We start from the raw sequence: 19,620 nt of genomic DNA on the forward strand, positions 1-19,620 counted from the left end.
GGGAGGGAGTCAACTCCCCCCCGCCTCTTCGAACCCAGCGCCTCAGCGAATCAGAAGGTCCACTTGGCGTTGACCATGGCATTGCGTGGCTCGCCATAGGAGCCCGAGTTGAACGTACCCATGCCGTCGTAGTACTTCTGGTCAAACAGGTTGTTGACGTTCACACCGACGGTCAGGTGCTCGTCGACCTTGTATTTGGCCAACAAGCCGACCACCGCAAACGGATCCTGGGTCGCCTTGTAGTAAGGGCCCGTATAGTTGATTTGCGAAGACGCGTACATCTCGCTTTGCCAAGTCACGTTACCGCCGACGGTCAACTTGCTCCACGCACCCGGCAAGCGATAAGTCGTGCCGAACTTGAACAGGTTGATCGGCTGGTTGGTCTGGACCCGACCGCCATCCTTGTCATGGGACTCACGGTAGGTATAGCCACCAAACACATTCCAGCCGCTGGCCACTTCACCGGAGATCTCGGTCTCGACGCCACGGGTATTGGTGCCACTGATGGCCTTGTACACCGCGCGGCCGGCAGAATCGACGCCCGCCTGCTCAGGTGTGTTCTTCTGCTCAATGTCGAACACCGCGATGCTGGCATTCAGCGCGCCGTTGAAGAACTCACCCTTGAGACCGATCTCATAGTTGTCGCCCTCAAGCGGAGCCAGTGAGCCGCCCGAAGCGGTTTTGTAGAAGGTCTGCGGCAGGAAGATGCTGGTGTAACTGGCGTACGCCGAATAGGTGTCGTTCAGCTCATAGACAACGCCGACATAGGGTGTGACCACCCCGGTTTTTTTGGTCTTGTCGGTGGCCTTGGTGCCCTTGAGGTAATCACTGACCTCGTCTTCCTGGTTCCACCAACTGAGCCGGGTGCCCAAGATGATGGTCAGCGGATCGAACGGTTTCAAACGCAAGGCGCCATACAGGCCGGTCTGCTGCAAGGTGGTGACGGTGCCGCCATCCTTGAAATACTGACGACGCCCGTACTCATTGCCATTCCAGCTGAAAATATTCGCCGACCCATAATCGCCGTCATCGTTGTGACTGGCGTAGTTGGGGAAGTTAAGGTGCGTACGCGAGGCACTGGCACCGACCACCAGCTCATGCTCGCGCCCACCCAGGTTGAACGGGCCGGAGGCATAGGTATCGAGGGTGTCCTGGGTCTGGTAGCTGTCCAGGCGATAAATGAACACGCCTGTGCCCTCCCCTGTCGCCGGATCAGGGTAGCCACCGCTGGCCGATGCGCCCTGGCCTTTACGGTAAGAATACTGATGACTGTAAGCCGTTTTCAGGCTCCAGTCATTGTCCAGCCTGTGATCCAGCATGGTGGTGAAGTTGTAGCTGGTGTTGTCCATGTAACTGGAGCGCGAGGCCGGGTTGAATGAACGGGAGAAATTGGTTTGCTTGCCGTTACTGAAGAACAGCGGGATATGCCCATAACTGCTGCCATTGGCATCGTTGTTCTGATAGTCGAGGCTGGTGCGCAGCGTCGTGCTGTCGTTCAGGTCGATATCCAACGCGCCGTACATCACGCGCTTTTCCTGGCCGTACCAGTCGATAAACGAATTCTGTTTCTGGTAGGCCGCGACAAAACGCCCACGTACATTGCCCGTTTCAGTCAGCGGCCCGGAGACATCGACTTCGGAGCGGTAGCGATCCCAAGCCCCCGCTTCCCCGGACACGTAGCCCTGGAAGTCCTTGGTCGGACGCTTGCGCACCAGGTTGATGGTGGCGGACGGCGTCCCCGCGCCACTCATCAGGCCGGTAGCGCCACGAATCACTTCGACGCGGTCATAGATAGCCATGTCCGAAATGGCGCCGACGTATTGCTGGGACTCGTTGGCCACTTGCGACGGAATGCCGTCGTACTGGAAGTTCTGGATGGTAAAGCCACGGGAGTTGAAATCGAACCGTTCGCTGTCGCGATGGTTGATGCTGATACCCGGCGTAAACGCCATCACTTCGTTGAGCGTAGACAGGTGCTGATCATCCATCAGTTGCCGGGTGACCACACTCACCGACTGCGGGGTTTCACGCAAGGACAACGGCAGTTTGGTTGCGGTATTGGTGGAGCCCGTGGTGTAGGAACCACTGTTTTCGGTCGTCGCCCCGAGCCCCTCGGCACTGATATTGGTCGCCCCCAGCGTCATCACCGACGAACCACTGGCAGGCGGCATCACCACATAGTTGCCGCTGGCTTCGCGACTGGCCTGCAAGCCACTGCCCGACAACAACCGGGACAGCCCTTCATCCACGCTGAATTGCCCCCTCAGCCCGCGGGTGGTTTGCTGGCTGGCCAGCGCCGGGTCGTAGGAGATCGAGACGCCGGCCGCCGAGCCGAACGCCATCAGCGCTTGCGATAATTGCCCGGCCGGAATCGCGAAGGCAACCTTGCCCGTCTCGCCCTGGGCGAACGCGGCGCTCGGCATCAACGTAGCGGCGGCCGGCACGACCAGCACAGCTCCGAGCATCATCAGGCGCACAGCCTGGGGCAATTTCTTCAACGTGTAACGCTTGGGCGTAGACAACCAAAGGGGATAAGACATCGACAGCAATCCTTGAACAATGAGGCCTGTGATTGGCAGAAATAGTGGCGTCTTTGAGCGCCTCTGGTAATAAGACGGCTCCACTAATGAAAACCAGACTCATTTACCGGTTTTTTTATCGCCTCCACCGGACATAAAACCCGGCCCTATCAGGACTAATACGTTGTCCGGCAGGAAAAATTTAGGCACGTCGCCAGAATATTGCTTCGATACAGCGCCAGCCCTTGCTTGATCAGCGTCCATAAGTGCGCACCGCCTCCAGGCCCGGCGCAATAAAGCTAAATCGCGCCAGACTCGAAACGTCTCCTACAAAAGCCCGCCGGCGATCAGCTCGATCGACGCAGCCCCCACTCGCCCATAGCACGTAGCCACGTCGCGACCGAGGTAGTTTCATGACTGCAAAACCGCGTAGCGCCCTTCGCGAACTCTTGAGCCTGCTCAAGCCCTATCGCTACACCGTCATCCTGTCGATTCTTTTCGGCATTCTTGGAGGCCTGAGCGTCACCGCGCTGCTGGCCACGGTTAACCAGGGCCTGCACAGTGAGTCCGGCCTCACCACTGCGGTTGTGCTGGCCTTTGCCGGCCTGTGCGTACTCGCCCTGCTCAGCAGCATTGCCGCCGACATCGGCAGCAACTTTGTCGGGCAAAAAGTCATTGCCCGGCTACGCAAGGATCTGGGTGCGAAGGTATTGTCGGCACCGATCGAGCAGATCGAACGCTATCGCAGCCATCGCCTTATTCCGGTGCTGACCCACGACGTCGACACCATCAGCGATTTCGCCTTCGCCTTCGCCCCGCTGGCCATTTCGATCACGGTAATCCTGGGTTGCCTGGGCTATCTGGCGAGCCTGTCGCTGCCGATTTTCCTCATGACATTGCTGGCCATCGGCATCGGCTCGGCCATCCAGTTCATCGCGCAAGGCAAGGGCATTAAAGGTTTCTATGAGGCACGCGACGCGGAAGACAGCCTGCAAAAGCACTACTCGGCCATCGCCGAAGGTGCCAAGGAGTTGAGGATTCACCGCAAGCGCCGCCACGCCATGTTGACCCGCAATATCCAGGCCACCGCCGACCACATCTGCGACACGCACGTACGCTCGATCAACATTTTCGTGATCGCCAAAAGCCTGGGTTCGATGCTGTTCTTTGTGGTCATCGGCCTGGCGCTGACCCTGCAATCGTTCTGGCCCAGCAGTAACCCGGCGATGATGAGCGGCTTTGTGCTGGTGCTGCTCTATATGAAAGGCCCATTGGAAAACCTGATCGCCAACCTGCCGATCATCAGCCGTGCGCAGATCGCCTTCCGCCGCATCGCCGACCTGTCCGAGCGTTTTTCATCGCCCGAGCCCCACCTGCTGCTGGACGCCGATGAGCGCGGCACCCCACCCATGAAGCACCTGGAATTGCGCGACGTGCAATACGCCTTCCCGCCCGTGGCAGGCAGCGAGCCTTTCACCCTGGGCCCGGTCAACCTGAGCATCGAGCCTGGGGAGATCCTGTTCATCGTCGGTGAAAACGGCTGCGGCAAGACCACCCTGATCAAACTGCTGCTGGGGCTGTACACCCCACAGAGTGGAGAGATCCGTCTTAATGGCATGGCCGTCGACGCGCGTGGCCTGGATGATTACCGGCAGATGTTCACCACCATTTTTGCCGACTATTACCTGTTCGACGAACTGGTGCAGAGCGATAAAGCCCTGCCGGAGGATGCCAACCAGTACCTGGAGCGCATGGAGATCGCCCACAAGGTCAGCATTCGTGACGGCGCGTTCACCACCACCGACCTCTCCACCGGGCAGCGCAAGCGCCTGGCCTTGATCAACGCCTGGCTCGACGAACGGCCGGTGCTGGTATTCGACGAGTGGGCCGCCGACCAAGACCCGACCTTCCGCCGCGTGTTCTATACCGAGCTGCTGCCGGACCTCAAGCGCCTGGGCAAGACCATCATCGTGATCTCCCACGATGACCGTTACTTCGACGTCGCCGACCAGTTGGTGCGCATGCAGGCCGGGCGCGTCATCAGCGAAAAAGCCGTCGCCTGAACCGACCCTGCGGCGAGCGCCCTGCCGTTCGCCGCCGGCCATTGAAGTCCCGTGTCATGCCTAAATCTCGTCGGCCACGCTTCGTCTTTCTGACAACGCATATTTACGCAGCCGATGGCGACGAGACCCAACATGAACCCACTGAATCAACTCCCCGACGACGACTTGCTGGCCCTGTTGATGGCCGACGACGCCGGCTCAGAGCATTCCATCAAGGCTCAACCCCATCGCAGCCCCACGCCCCTGTCTTTCGCCCAGCAACGCCTGTGGTTCCTGCAACAGCTGTCGCCCGGCAGCAGCGCCTACAACCTGCCCAACGCACTGCGCCTGCGCGGCCCCTTGAACACCGCAGCGCTGGACGCGGCCCTCCAGCAGGTTATCGACCGACACGATGTGCTGAAAACCGCGTTCCAGACCCTGGACGACCAACCCCGGCAAGTATTTGACCCGCAAGCCCGAATCCATCTGCACGAAGACGATCTGTCGGGTCTCGCGCCCGACGCCCGGGCCGCTGCCGTCGCCCAGCGTATTGCAACCGAGGCCGGCACGCCGTTTGACTTGAGCCTGGCCCCGCTGATTCGCGCCACGTTGATCACGCTCGAACACGATGACCACATCCTGCTGCTGAACATGCACCATATCGTCTCGGACGCCTGGTCCAACCCGATCCTGATGCACGACCTCACCCTGGCTTACCAGCGTGCCTGCCAGGGCGACACCACGCCGTTGGCGCGACCTTCCATTCAGTACGCCGACTATGCCCGCTGGCAGCGCGAGGAATACCCCGGCACGCCCGCACAACTGCGTGCCGCCGAGTATTGGGCCGACTACCTGGGTCAGGAGATTCCCACCCTGGACCTGCCGGCCGATTATCCTCGCAGCGCCGAACAACAGCACCGCGCCGGCAATCTGCGCCTGTCACTGCCCACAGCCCTGAGCCAACAGTTGCAGGGTTTCTGCCACCAACACGACTTGACGCCGTTTATCGTGCTGCTTGGCGCCTGGCAACTGCTGCTCAGCCGCTACAGCGGCCAGCGGGACTTCACGGTCGGCGTACCGAATGCCGGGCGCAACCAGAGCGAGACCCAGGATCTGGTGGGGTACTTTGTCAGCAGTCAGATCTACCGTGCGCAACTCACCGATGACCTGACCACTGAAGCCTTTCTCCAGGCGCTGCGCCAGCAATCCCGGGCGGCCATGGAACATGCCGACTACCCGATCGAACTGCTCATCGAGCGCTTGCAACTGCAACGCAGCACCCAGGCCAACCCGCTGTTCCAGACCCTGTTCAACTGGCGTGTCAGCCAGGATCAAACGGACACGCTGACGCTGGGCGAATTGACCTTGGCGTTCCTGCCGGTGGCGCAGCATGAAGCCAAATTCGAGCTGTCGGTGCACGTGGACTACGCGCCGCAACAGATCACGGCGGACATCGAGTACAGCACGGCACTGTTCAGCCCGGCCACGATTGAGTGCCTGGGCCGGCATTGGCTGCGCTTGCTGCAAAGTCTGATTGACGCGCCGCAACAGCGTTTGGCCGAACTGGCCATGCTGGATTTCGCCGAACATCAGCAGATTGTCAGCGAGTGGAACAACACCGGTTTCCAGTACCCGCTCGACCACAGCGTACAGCAGTTGATCGAGGCGCAGGTGGCCGCCACGCCCGAGGCACCGGCCCTGGTGTTCGGTGAGCAACAGCTGAGCTACGACCAACTCAACCGCCGCGCCAACCAGCTTGCGCATAAGCTGATCGAACTCGGCGTCGGCCCGGATGCGCTGGTAGGCATCGCGGCCGAACGCAGCCTGGACATGGTGATCGGCCTGCTCGCCGTGCTCAAGGCCGGTGGCGCCTATGTGCCGCTGGACCCGGAATACCCCCAGGACCGTCTGGCCTACATGATCGAGGACAGCGGCATTGGCCTGCTGTTAACCCAGCAACATTTGCTCTCGCAATTGCCAATCCCGGCGGCGCTGCCAGTGCTGGCATTGGACCGCCTGGACGTCAGCGGTTATGCCGAGGTCAATCCTGAGATTGCCGTTGACGGCGAAAACCTCGCCTATGTCATCTACACCTCCGGCTCCACCGGCCAACCGAAAGGCGCCGGCAACCGGCACTCGGCCCTGACCAACCGGCTGTGCTGGATGCAGCAGGTCTATGGCTTGAACGCCAACGACACCGTGCTGCAAAAGACCCCGTTCAGCTTCGACGTGTCGGTGTGGGAATTCTTCTGGCCACTGATGACCGGCGCACGCCTGGCGGTCGCCGGCCCGGGCGACCACCGCGACCCGGCCACCCTGGTGAGCCTGATCCAGCGCTACCAGGTCAGCACCCTGCACTTCGTGCCGTCGATGCTGCAGGTGTTTTTGCTCGATGAAAACGTCGCCCGCTGCACCAGCCTCAAACGCATTGTATGCAGCGGCGAAGCCCTGCCCGTGGACGCGCAGCAGCAGGTCTTCGCCAAACTGCCGAACGCCGGGCTGTTCAACCTCTACGGCCCTACCGAAGCCGCCATCGACGTGACCCACTGGACCTGCCGCGAAGAAGGCAAGGCCAGCGTGCCCATCGGCCAACCGATTGCCAACCTCAGCACCTACATCCTCGACGCCGAGCTGCAACCGGTGCCGCCCGGGGTCATCGGCGAGCTGTACCTGGGCGGCGCCGGCCTGGCCCGCGGTTACCACCACCGCCCGGCCCTGACCGCCGAGCGCTTCATGACCAGCCCGTTTGGGCACGGTCAACGCCTGTACCGCACCGGCGACCTGGCCAGCTATCGCATTGACGGCGTGATCGAATACCGTGGGCGTATCGACCACCAGGTGAAAATCCGCGGCCTGCGTATCGAGCTGGGGGAAATCGAAACCCGCCTGATGGAACTGGACTGCGTGCGCGAAGCCCTGGTGATCGCCGCCGACGGCCAATTGGTCGCCTACGCGGTGCCGACCCAAACCCGCGAAGCCGATGAACTGCGCAGCGAAATCAAACAGCGCCTGGGCGAACACTTGCCTGACTACATGGTGCCGGCGCAATTGATCTTCCTCGATCAACTGCCCCTGAGCCCCAACGGCAAGCTGGACCGCAAGGCCCTGCCCAAACCCGATGCGAGCCTGTTGCAAAAGGCCTATGTGGCACCGCAAAGCCCGCTGGAACAGCAGATCGCAGCCATCTGGCAAGACGTGCTCAAACTGGAACGCGTCGGCCTGAACGACGACTTCTTTGAGCTGGGTGGCCATTCCCTGCTGGCCACCCAGGTCGTCTCCCGGGTGCGCCATGCCCTGAACACCGATGTGCCCCTGCGCAACCTGTTCGAGTCCAGCACCCTGCATACGTTCGTCGCCAGCCTGGCGCGGGAACCGGCGCGCCATGAGCCGCCATTGGTGCGGGTTGAGCGCGATCAGCCGCTGCCCCTGTCCTATGCCCAGGAACGCCAGTGGTTCCTCTGGCAACTGGATCCTGGCAGCACGGCCTACCACATCCCGGCAGCCCTGCGCCTGCGCGGCCACCTGGACACCCAGGCCCTGCAACGCAGCTTTGACGGCCTGATTGCCCGCCATGAAAGCCTGCGCACCTCGTTTTCCCAGGACGGTGAACGCACCGTGCAACGGATTGCCTCCCACGCTCACCTGGCAATGACCATCGAGGCGTGGCCGGACGCCGACGCGCAGACGATTCGTGCGTGTATCGAAGACGAGAGCCGACAGTTGTTCGACTTGCAGCACGGCCCGCTGCTGCGGGTCAAGGTGCTGAGACTGGCACCTGACGATCACGTGCTAATCATCACTCAGCACCACATCGTCTCCGACGGTTGGTCGATTAACCTGATGATCCAGGAGTTGGTCGCCCTGTATGCGGGTTTCAGCCGGCAACAGGACGTCAGCCTGCCCGAACTGCCCATCCAATACGCTGACTATGGCGTGTGGCAACGCCAATGGATGGACGCTGGGGAACGCGAGCGCCAACTGGCCTACTGGACCGGTCAACTGGGCGATGAGCAAACGGTGCTGGAACTGCCTACCGACCACGTCCGGCCGTCCGAGCAAAGCTACCGAGGGGGGCAACTGGAACTGGTACTGGACCGCGAGCTGAACCAGGCGCTCAAGCAAATGGCACGTGAGCAAGGCGTGACGTTGTTCATGCTATTGCTGGCGTCGTTCCAGACCCTGTTGCATCGCTATAGCGGGCAAACCGATATCCGTGTCGGCGTGCCGATTGCCAACCGCAACCGCGTGGAAACCGAGGGATTGATCGGATTTTTCGTCAACACCCAGGTACTGCGGGCAACGCTCGACGGCCAGGTGCGGTTTGTCGAGTTGCTGCAACAGGTCAAACAGCATGCCTTGCAGGCCCAGGCTCACCAGGACCTGCCCTTTGAGCAATTGGTCGAAGCGCTGCAGCCGCAACGCAGCCTCAGCCACAGTCCACTGTTCCAAGTGATGTACAACCATGCCAGCGTGCAGCCGCAAACCCGCGTCACGCTACCCGGCCTGAGCCTGGAAGTGCTGGAAGGCACGTTGCCCAGCACCCAGTTCGACCTCTCGCTCGACACCTTCGAGTCCACCGACACACTGCAGGCAACCCTTACCTACGCCATCGATCTGTTTGAGGCCTCGACCATCCGCCGCCTGGCCGCGCATTGGCAGAACCTGTTGCAGGCGATCGTGCGTGACGCGCAGCAACGCCTCGGTGAACTGGACATGCTGGGCCGCGAAGAACATCACCTGATGCTGCATGACTGGAGCACCGCCACTCTCGATTACCCCAGTGAGCAGCGGGTTCATCAACTGTTCGAAGCCCAGGTGGCGCAGCAACCCTCAGCACCGGCCTTGCTCTTCGAAGACCGCCAGTTGACCTACGCCGAACTCAACGCCCAGGCCAACCGCCTGGCCCGGCACCTGGTGCGCCTGGGCGTCGGCCCTGACGTGCTGGTGGGGATCGCCGTGGAGCGCGGCCTGGACATGATCATCGGCCTGCTGGCGGTGCTCAAGGCCGGCGGCGCCTACGTGCCCCTGGACCCGCAATACCCCCAGGACCGCCTGTTGTGCATGATCGAAGACAGCGGCACCCGGCTGATGCTGACCCAGAGTCACTTACGTGAACGTCTGGCGATTCCCGCCTATGTCGATCATTTGTGCCTGGACCAGGACCAGGCCTGGGTCGACCTGGACGCCAGCAACCTGAGCAACCGCGCCCATGCCCAGAACCTGGCGTATGTGATGTTCACCTCGGGCTCCACCGGCCGGCCCAAAGGCGTGGGCATCAACCAGCTGTCGCTGACTCGCCATGCCTATGTATCGCTGAGTTTTTTCAACCTCAAGGGCGATGACCGCATCCTGCAGTTTTCCACCTTCAACTTCGACGGCTTCGTCGAGCAGTTGTACCCGGCGCTGATCTGCGGCGCCTCGGTGGTGTTGCGCGGCACCGAGATCTGGGACACCGAGACCTTCTACCGCGAACTGATCAAGCACCAGATCAGCGTGGTCGACCTCACCACCGCCTACTGGAACCTGCTGGCCAAGGATTTCGCCGCGGCCAGCCCGCGCGATTATGGGCGCCTCAAGCAGGTACATGCCGGCGGTGAAGCCATGCCGCCCGAAGGCCTTGCCGCGTGGGCCGAGGCCGGCCTGGGGCATGTCAAGTTGCTCAATACCTATGGCCCCACCGAAGCCACCGTCACCGTCACCGCCCTCGACTGCACCGACTACGTGACCGGCGCCCGCCCCACACCCTTGACCATGCCCATCGGCAAGGTCCTGGCCGGGCGCAGCATCTACCTGCTGGATGACAGCGGTGCCCCGGCACCGATCGGCGTGGTGGGTGAACTGGTGATCGGCGGCGAGTTGTTGGCCCGTGGTTACTTCAACCGCCCGGACCTGACCGCCGAACGCTTCATGCCCGATCCGTTCAGCCAGAATGGCGGCCGCCTGTACCGCACCGGCGACCTGGCGCGTTACAACGCCTCGGGTGTGATCGAATATGTCGGGCGCATTGATCATCAAGTGAAGATCCGCGGTTTCCGTATCGAGCTGGGGGAAATCGAGGCCCGGTTGCTGGAGCAGGAGCTCGTGCGAGACGCCATCGTCCTCGCGCAGCCGGCGGCCGTTGGCTTGCAACTGGTGGCTTATGTGGTGCCTCACGCCACGGCGCTATCGCAAGCGGAGTTGCGCCAGTCGATCAAGGCGGCCTTGGCGGCGGTGCTGCCGGACTACATGGTGCCAGGCTTGCTGATGTTCCTCGACGCGCTGCCCCTGAGCCCCAACGGCAAGCTGGACCGCAAGGCCCTGCCGAAACCGGATGCCAGCCAACAGCAAAACCACTACGTGGCGCCGCGCACGGCGTTGGAAGTCCAGGTCGCCGGGATCTGGCAAAGTGTGCTCGGCCTTGAACAGGTGGGCCTCACGGATGACTTTTTCACCCTCGGCGGCCACTCGTTGCTGGCGACCCAGATCATCTCCAGGGTGCGCCAGGCCCTGAACCTTGACGTGGCCCTGCGCAGCCTGTTCGAACGCAGCGTGCTTGGGGATTTCGTCGCCGGCCTGCACGGCCGCTCCCGTCAGGATGAGCTGCCCCTGGCGCCCATCGCACGCGATCAGGCGCTGCCCCTGTCCTACGCCCAGGAACGCCAGTGGTTTCTCTGGCAATTGGACCCTCACAGCGCCGCCTACCACCTGCCGGCCGCCTTGCGGCTCAAGGGCGCGCTGGATGTCGCGGCGCTGGAGCAAGCCTTCAACCAGCTCATCGCCCGTCATGAAACACTGCGCACCACCTTTGTGGTGGACAACGAACACCCCCGGCAAGTCATCGCCGCAAAGGCCCCGCTGGCCCTCGTGGTCGAGACGTTGCACGGCACGCCGGACGACGCCACGCTCAAAGCCTTTGTAGAACACGAAACCCGACAGCTGTTCGACCTGCAACGCGGCCCGCTGCTGCGGGTAAGGCTGCTGCGTCTGGCCGATGATGACCACGTGCTGGTACTGACCCAGCATCACATCGTTTCCGATGGCTGGTCGGTGCAGTTGATGGTTGAAGAGCTGATCTCCCTGTACGGCGCGGCCCAGGCTGGGCAACCTGCCCCACTGCCACCGTTGCCGATCCAGTATGCCGACTATGCCGTATGGCAACGCCAATGGATGCAAGCTGGCGAGCGTGAGCGCCAACTGGCCTACTGGACCGCCCAGTTGGACGGTGAAAACGGCGTACTGGAGTTGCCGACGGATCGCCCGCGCCCGGCGGAACAAAGCTACCGTGGCGCCCACCTGTCACTCACCCTGGCGCCTGGCCTGGGCGACGCGGTACAACACATAGCCCCACGCCTCGGTGTCACGCCGTTCATGCTGTTGCTGGCTTCGTTCCAGGTCCTGTTGCACCGCTACAGCGGCCAGCACGATATCCGTGTCGGCGTACCCATCGCCAACCGCAACCGTGTAGAGACCGAGGGGCTGATCGGCTTTTTCGTCAACACGCAGATCATGAAAGCCGAATTCAGCGCGCAATTGCGCGTCGAAGAGCTGCTGCAACAGGTCAAGCAACATGCACTGGATGCTCAGGCGCATCAGGACCTGCCGTTCGAGCAACTGGTGGAGGCGTTGCAACCGGAGCGCAGCCTCAGCCATAACCCGTTGTTCCAAGTGATGTTCAACCACCAGAGTGCCGACCAACGCAGCAGCACCGATGGCCAGTCACTGCCTTCGGCGCTGCAGGTCGAGGGGTTGGACTGGGAAGGCAGCACTTCGCAATTTGACCTGACCCTCAGCACCAGTGAGTCGGCCGAAGGCCTGAGCGCGACCCTGACCTACGCCACCGACCTGTTCGACGCCGCCACCATCGAGCGCCTCGGTCGGCATTGGCAACAGCTGTTGCGCAGTCTCCTTGAAGATCCACAACAGTGGGTTGCAGACTTGCCGATGCTGGATAGCGGCGAGCAACAACAGATCGTCAGCGAGTGGAACAACACCGATATCCAGTACCCGCTCGACCACAGCGTACAGCAGTTGATCGAGGCGCAGGTGGCCGCCACGCCCGAGGCACCGGCCCTGGTGTTCGGTGAGCAACAGCTGAGCTACGACCAACTCAACCGCCGCGCCAACCAGCTTGCGCATAAGCTGATCGAACTCGGCGTCGGCCCGGATGCGCTGGTAGGCATCGCCGCCGAACGCAGCCTGGACATGGTGATCGGCCTGCTCGCCGTGCTCAAGGCCGGTGGCGCCTATGTGCCGCTGGACCCGGAATACCCCCAGGACCGTCTGGCCTACATGATCAAGGACAGCGGCATTGGCCTGCTGTTAACCCAGCAGCATTTGCTCTCGCAATTGCCGATTCCGGCGGCGCTGCCCGTATTGGCGCTGGATCAACTGGATATGAGCGCCTATGCCGAGGTCAATCCTGAGATTACCGTTGACGGCGAAAACCTCGCCTATGTCATCTACACCTCCGGTTCCACCGGCCAACCGAAAGGCGCCGGCAACCGGCACTCGGCCCTGACCAACCGGCTGTGCTGGATGCAGCAGGCCTATGGCTTGAACGCCAACGACACCGTGCTGCAAAAGACCCCGTTCAGCTTCGACGTGTCGGTGTGGGAATTCTTCTGGCCACTGATGACCGGCGCACGCCTGGCGGTCGCCGGCCCGGGCGACCACCGCGACCCGGCCACCCTGGTGAGCCTGATCCAGCGCTACCAGGTCAGCACCCTGCACTTCGTGCCGTCGATGTTGCAGGTGTTTTTGCTCGATGAAAACGTCGCCCGCTGCACCAGCCTCAAACGCATTGTATGCAGCGGCGAAGCCCTGCCCGTGGACGCGCAGCAGCAGGTCTTCGCCAAACTGCCGAACGCCGGGCTGTTCAACCTCTACGGCCCCACCGAAGCCGCTATCGACGTGACCCACTGGACCTGCCGCGAAGAAGGCAAGGCCAGCGTGCCCATCGGCCAACCGATTGCCAACCTCAGCACCTACATCCTCGACACCGAGCTGCAACCGGTGCCGCCCGGGGTGATCGGCGAGCTGTACCTGGGCGGCGCCGGCCTGGCCCGCGGTTACCACCGCCGCCCGGCCCTCACCGCCGAGCGCTTCATGACCAGCCCGTTTGGGCACGGTCAACGCCTGTACCGCACCGGTGACCTGGCCAGCTATCGCATGGACGGCGTGATCGAATACCGTGGGCGTATCGACCACCAGGTGAAAATCCGCGGCCTGCGTATCGAGCTGGGGGAAATCGAAACCCGCCTGATGGAACTGGACTGCGTGCGCGAAGCCGTGGTGATCGCCGCCGACGGCCAATTGGTCGCCTACGCGGTGCCGACCCAAGCACACGAAGCCGATGAACTGCGCAGCGAAATCAAACAGCGCCTGGGCGAACACTTGCCTGACTACATGGTGCCGGCGCAATTGATCTTCCTCGATCAACTGCCCCTGAGCCCCAACGGCAAGCTGGACCGCAAGGCCCTGCCGAAACCGGATGCGAGCCTGTTGCAAAAGACCTATGTGGCGCCGCAAAGCCCGCTGGAGCAGCAGATCGCAGCCATCTGGCAAGACGTGCTCAAACTGGAACGCGTCGGCCTGAACGACAACTTCTTCGAGCTGGGCGGTGACTCGATCATCTCCATCCAGGTGGTCAGCCGCGCTCGTCAGCAAGGCATCGCCTTTACCCCCAAGGAGCTGTTCCAGCACCAGACCGTTCAGGGCCTGGCCAGCGTCGCCCGTAGCGGCGCGACGGCCCAAGTAATCGACCAGGGCCCCGCCACCGGCACCCTGCCGCTGCTGCCGATTCATCAGCTGTTTTTTGCAACAGCGATCCCTGAGCGTCATCACTGGAACCAGTCGGTGCTGCTCAAACCTGCGCAACCGCTGGTGGCCGAGGCACTGCAACGGGCGTTGTACGCCGTAATCGAGCACCACGATGCCCTGCGCTTGAGTTTTCAACAGCAGCGCGCCGACTGGAGCGCGTATTACCGGCCAATGGGCGACTGGCAGCTGCAACAGGTAGACGCCACCGCCGAGCAGTTGTCGCAGCTGTGCGATCAAGTCCAGGGCAGCCTCGACCTGCAACACGGCCCGTTGATTCGCGCCCTGTTGATCCACCTGGCCGACGGCACTCAACGCCTGTTGCTGGTGATTCACCACCTGGCAGTGGATGGCGTGTCCTGGCGGATTCTTTTCGAGGATCTGCAAAACGCCTATCAACAGCTGAGCAGCGGGCAACCGCTGCAGCTGCCGGCCCGTACCAGCTCGGTCAAGGCCTGGGCCGAGCGCCTGCAACAGCGTGCCGACCGCGATCAGGACGAACTCAGCTACTGGCAAACGCAACTGCGCGACGCTGTGGTCGACCTGCCGTGCGAGCGCCCGAACGCCAGCCTGGACAATCGCCATAGCCAAACGCTGCACACCCACCTCGACGCCGGGCAGACACGCCAACTGCTGCAGCAGGCGCCCAAGGCCTACCGCACGCAGATCAACGATTTGCTGCTGACCGCCCTGGCGCGCGTCATCAGCCGCTGGACCGGCACCGGACATTGCCTGATCGAGCTGGAAGGCCATGGTCGCGAAGACCTGTTCGATGACATCGACCTGACCCGTACGGTGGGTTGGTTCACCAGCCTGTTCCCGGTCAAGCTGGTACCGGCTGCGAACCTTGGCGATTCGATCAAACAGATCAAGGAACAGTTGCGCGCGATCCCCGACAAAGGCCTGGGCTATGGCGCCCTGCGCTACCTGGGCACGCCGCAGGCACGGGCCAGCCTCGCTGCCCTGCCGACGCCACGCATCACGTTCAATTACCTTGGCCAGTTCGACGCCAGCTTCGATGCAGCCCAGGGCTCGTGGCTGGTGCCCGCTGCCGAGGGCAGTGGCCGCGAGCAGGCGCTGGGTGCACCGCTGGGCAACTGGCTGAGCCTCAACGGCCAGGTGTACGGCGAGGAATTGACCCTGGGCTGGCAGTTCAGTCGCGAGATGTTCGACGAGGCGACCATTGCCCAACTGGCCGATGACCTCAAGCAAGAGCTCCTGGCCCTGATCGAGCATTGCTGCGACAGCGCGAACATGGGTGTGACGCCTTCCGACTTCCCGTTGGCGCGCATCAGCCAGGCACAACTGGACCGGCTGCCGGTGACATTGTCCCAGGTGGAAGACCTCTACCCGTTGTCGGCGATGCAGCAGGGCATGCTGTTTCACACCCTGGAAGCACCGGAAAGTGCACTGTATGTGAACCAGATGGCCGTCTCGGTCAGCGGCCTGGACGTCGCGCGATTCACTGCGGCCTGGAACGCCGTGATCGAGCGCCATGAAATCCTGCGTACCGGATTCTGGGCCGACAACCAGCTGGCCGAACCGCTGCAAGTGGTGTATCGCGCTGCGAGCATGCCCGTCGAAACTCTCGACTGGCAGCAGCGTGAGGTCAGCGCGCAAGACCTGCAAGCCCTCGCCAGCCAGGATTGCGCCCGGGGCTTCGAACTCCTGCGTGCGCCCCTGACGCGCCTGACCCTGGTACAGCTCGACCCGCAGACCCACTACCTGATCTGGACCAGCCACCACATTCTTATGGACGGCTGGTCCAATTCGCGTTTGCTCGGTGAAGTCTTCGCGATCTACAACGGCCAGACCGCACCGGCCAAGCGCGGGCATTACCGCGACTACATCCGCTGGCTGCAAGCGCAGCCCCAGGCGCTGCTGGAGCAATTCTGGAAAACCCGGCTGCAGGACTTGAACGGCACTTCGTCCCTGGCCAACAGCTTTTCGCCCAAACCGAGCGCCGAGCTGGACGGCCATGCGGCGCTGTATCTGGATTGGGACGCCGTGCAAACCGCTCGACTGCGGGAACAGGCCCAACGCCTGCGCGTCACCCCAAACACGCTTATCCAGGCCACCTGGCTGCTGCTGTTGCAGCGCTACACGGGCCAGGACACCGTGTGCTTCGGCGCCACCGTCGCCGGTCGCCCGGCCAGTCTGCCGGGCTCGGAAGACATGCTCGGGCTGTTTATCAATACCCTGCCCATCATCCAGACGCCGCAGCCGCACATGCCCGTCGCCCAATGGCTGCAAGCCTTGCAGGCCTACAACCTGGAGGTGCGCGACCACGAGCATGCGTCCCTGGCGGACGTACAACGTTGGTCGGGCCAGGGTGGCCAGCCGCTGTTTGACAGCATTCTAGTGTTTGAAAACTACCCGGTGGACGAACGCCTGCAGCAAGCCGGGCAGGAGCACCTGAGCTTCGGCGAGGTCAGCAGCCGCGATGTCACCAACTTTGCCATGGACCTGGCAATCAACCTTGGCGACACCCTGAAGATTGAGTTCCTGTACCTGCGCAACCGTTTCACCGAGGCCGCCACCGCGCAAATCCGCCGCAGCTTTGAAACCCTGCTGCTGGAGCTGCTGAACAACAGCCAGGCTAACCTCGGCAGCCTCACGATGCTGGCCGGCACCGAGCAGCACTTGTTGCGCCAACGTAACCTGCTGAACCCCGGCACGGCGCCGCGCGCCCACTTGGCCCAGGTGATCGGACAGCACGCGCAGGAGCGTCCCGACGCGGTGGCGGTGGTCTGCGACGGAATCGAATTGAGCTATGGCGAGCTGGACGCCCGCGCCAACCGCCTGGCGCATTACCTCATTGCCCAGGGTATCGGAGCGGAAATGTTTGTCGGCGTCGCGCTCGAACGCTCGGTGGATGTCATCGTCGCCTTCTATGGCGTCATGAAAACCGGCGCCGCCTACGTGCCGCTGGACATCGACTACCCGCAAGACCGCGTGCAGTGGATCGTCGAAGACTCGGGCATGCGGGTGCTGCTCAGCCAGCACGCGCTGCGCTCGCGTTTCGCTGGCCTCGGTGGTGCCAACCTGATCGAACTCGATCGCTTGCCACTGGCGAACTGGCCGGCGACTTGCCCGATACACACGGCACACGACGACAACCTGGCCTACCTGATCTACACCTCGGGCTCCACCGGTAAGCCCAAGGGCGTGGCCGTGGCGCATGGGCAGATCCGCATGCACTGTCAGGCGATTGCCGAGCGTTACGAGATGGACGCCAGCACCCGTGAATTGCTGTTCATGTCGTTCGCTTTCGATGGTGCCCAGGAGCGCTGGCTGTCTACCCTGCAAAGTGGCGGGCGCCTGGTGGTACGTGGCAATCAACTGTGGACCCCGGAAGAAACCTGGCAGGCCCTGCACGCCCACCACATCAGCATCGCCTGCTTCCCGCCGGCGTATCTGCAACAGTTGGCCGAGTATGGCGACAGCCAGAACGGCGCCCCGCCACCCGTGCGCATCTACTGCTTCGGTGGCGATGCGGTGGCCGAGGCCAACTTCGAGCTGGTCAAACGCGTGCTCAAGCCGCAGTTCCTGACCAACGGATACGGGCCTACCGAAACCGTGGTCACCCCACTGCTGTGGAAAGTGAGTGCTGATCAAACTTGCGCGGCGGTGTACGCGCCGATCGGCACACGCATCGGTGAACGTACCCTGTATGTGCTCGATGAACACCTCAACCCGGTGCCTGACGGCGTGGCGGGTGAGTTGTACATTGGCGGCGAAGGCGTTGCCCGTGGCTACCACCAGCGCCCCGGCCTGAGCGCCGAGCGTTTTGTGGTCGACCCGTTTGCGGCCGACGGCACTCGCCTGTATCGCACCGGCGACCTGGTGCGCCAACGCCCCGACGGCGTGATCGACTACCTCGGTCGCCTGGACAACCAGGTGAAAATCCGCGGTTTCCGGATCGAGCTGGGAGAAATCGAATCACGCTTGCGCCAGTGCCCCGAAGTGCAGGACGCCGTGGTCATCGCCCGCGACACCGGCGGCGGCAAGCAACTGATCGGTTACGTGGTGGCCAACGCCTCGACCGGCCTGGGTGAACGCCTGCGTACAGTCTTGCAGGGCGAACTGCCTGACTACATGGTGCCGGCACAAATCCTCGCCCTTGCGGCCTTCCCGCTCAACCCCAACGGCAAACTGGACCGCCAGGCCCTGCCCGACCCGGACTTCAAGGGCCGTACCTTCGTAGCACCACGTAATCAGTTGGAGACACAGCTGGCGGCGATCTGGCAGGACGTGCTGGAACTGGAGAGTGTGGGCGTCACCGACAACTTCTTCGAATTGGGCGGCGACTCGCTGCGCATTCTCAAGGTGCTGTCGAAGGTGCGCAGCCAGCCGGATATCGGCATCGAACTGAAGCTACGCGACATGATCGGCAAGCCTACCATCGCCGAGCTTTCCGGCTTTGCCGAGGAGGATGCGAGCCTGAACCCGCTGCTGTTGCTCAACGGTGAAACGCCTCAAAGCCCGCCGCTATTCTGCCTGCATGCCGGTTTTGGCACGGTGTTCGACTATGAGCCCCTGGCCCGCCGACTGGATGGGCAGCGCAGCGTCTATGGCCTGCAATGCCGGATGTTGCTGGACCGCCAGTGGGAGGATGAGTCCCTTGAGTCCATGGCCATTGATTACAGCCAATACATCCGCCAGCAACAAGCCAGTGGCCCGTATCACCTGATGGGCTGGTCGCTGGGTGGCACGCTGGCGGTGCTGGTGGCCCAGGAGCTGGAAAGCCAGGGTCAACGGGTGGCGTTCCTGGGCCTGGTCGACAGTTTCATTCCCACGGGCGAAGACGTAGTCGGCGACGTTTGGAGCGAAGACTTGCGCGGTTTCCTGGCGGTGCTGTTCGGCCTGTCGGCGCAAAGCCTGCCGACCTTTGATGTCAGGGCGAGCACCGACAGCGCAGTTCTTGAGCACCTGATCGCGCAGGTCCAGGCGGGCGCCGCCGCGCAATCGGTGTACGCCGCAATCAGTGCCGAGGAACTGGCCCACACCTTCCAGGTGGCGATGAAACTCAAGGCATTGTCCCAGCGCCTGCAAGGTCTGCCGCCTACCCGGGCCCAGGCCGATTGCTGGTGGGCCAGTGCGACGCCCGGCCAGCCCGCCTCGAACCTGCCCTGCGCCCGCAGCAACGAGCAGATCCAGGCCGGCCACTACGACATCCTCAATCACCCGGCCCTGCTTCATGGGCTGTTGCAGCACCTGGCGCTGCAACCCGTAGCCAGTTGAAACCGTTGCCGCCCCTGACG

At 62.7% G+C, this 19,620-nt stretch carries 4 protein-coding genes; 2 read left to right on the plus strand and 2 right to left on the minus strand.

Annotation, left to right across the window (positions count from 1 at the left end; all coding sequences use genetic code 11):
• Positions 1–50 precede the first annotated feature (50 nt).
• Both TU73_RS04945 and TU73_RS28915 read right to left on the minus strand, forming a co-directional pair.
• A complete protein-coding gene (locus TU73_RS04945; protein WP_057011242.1) occupies positions 51–2,540 on the minus strand; it encodes a TonB-dependent siderophore receptor in 2,490 nt (829 codons plus the stop codon).
• Between the two features lie 99 nt (positions 2,541–2,639).
• The gene (locus TU73_RS28915; RefSeq protein ID WP_156421199.1) at positions 2,640–2,783 is read right to left on the minus strand and encodes a hypothetical protein; all 144 of its coding nucleotides are present in this window, start codon (positions 2,781–2,783) and stop codon (positions 2,640–2,642) included.
• Positions 2,784–2,932: 149 nt separating this feature from the next.
• Here TU73_RS28915 and TU73_RS04950 point away from each other — a divergent pair, with 149 nt between their 5' ends.
• Complete coding sequence (locus TU73_RS04950) at positions 2,933–4,582, plus strand: cyclic peptide export ABC transporter (protein ID WP_057011243.1); 1,650 nt, start codon at positions 2,933–2,935, stop codon at positions 4,580–4,582.
• Between the two features lie 132 nt (positions 4,583–4,714).
• Positions 4,715–19,600 carry a non-ribosomal peptide synthetase gene (locus TU73_RS28040; protein ID WP_082642543.1) on the plus strand — a complete coding sequence of 4,962 codons (14,886 nt, stop codon included), beginning with the start codon at positions 4,715–4,717 and terminating at the stop codon, positions 19,598–19,600.
• Positions 19,601–19,620: the final 20 nt, after the last annotated feature.

The organism is Pseudomonas libanensis (assembly GCF_001439685.1).
Lineage (GTDB): Bacteria > Pseudomonadota > Gammaproteobacteria > Pseudomonadales > Pseudomonadaceae > Aquipseudomonas > Aquipseudomonas libanensis.

Coding starts and splice junctions, on each gene's coding strand:
- TU73_RS04945 (WP_057011242.1), bottom strand. CDS start 2,540: ATGTCTTATCCCCTTTGGTTGTCTACGCCCAAGCGTTACACGTTGAAG.
- TU73_RS28915 (WP_156421199.1), bottom strand. CDS start 2,783: ATGGACGCTGATCAAGCAAGGGCTGGCGCTGTATCGAAGCAATATTCT.
- TU73_RS04950 (WP_057011243.1), top strand. CDS start 2,933: ATGACTGCAAAACCGCGTAGCGCCCTTCGCGAACTCTTGAGCCTGCTC.
- TU73_RS28040 (WP_082642543.1), top strand. CDS start 4,715: ATGAACCCACTGAATCAACTCCCCGACGACGACTTGCTGGCCCTGTTG.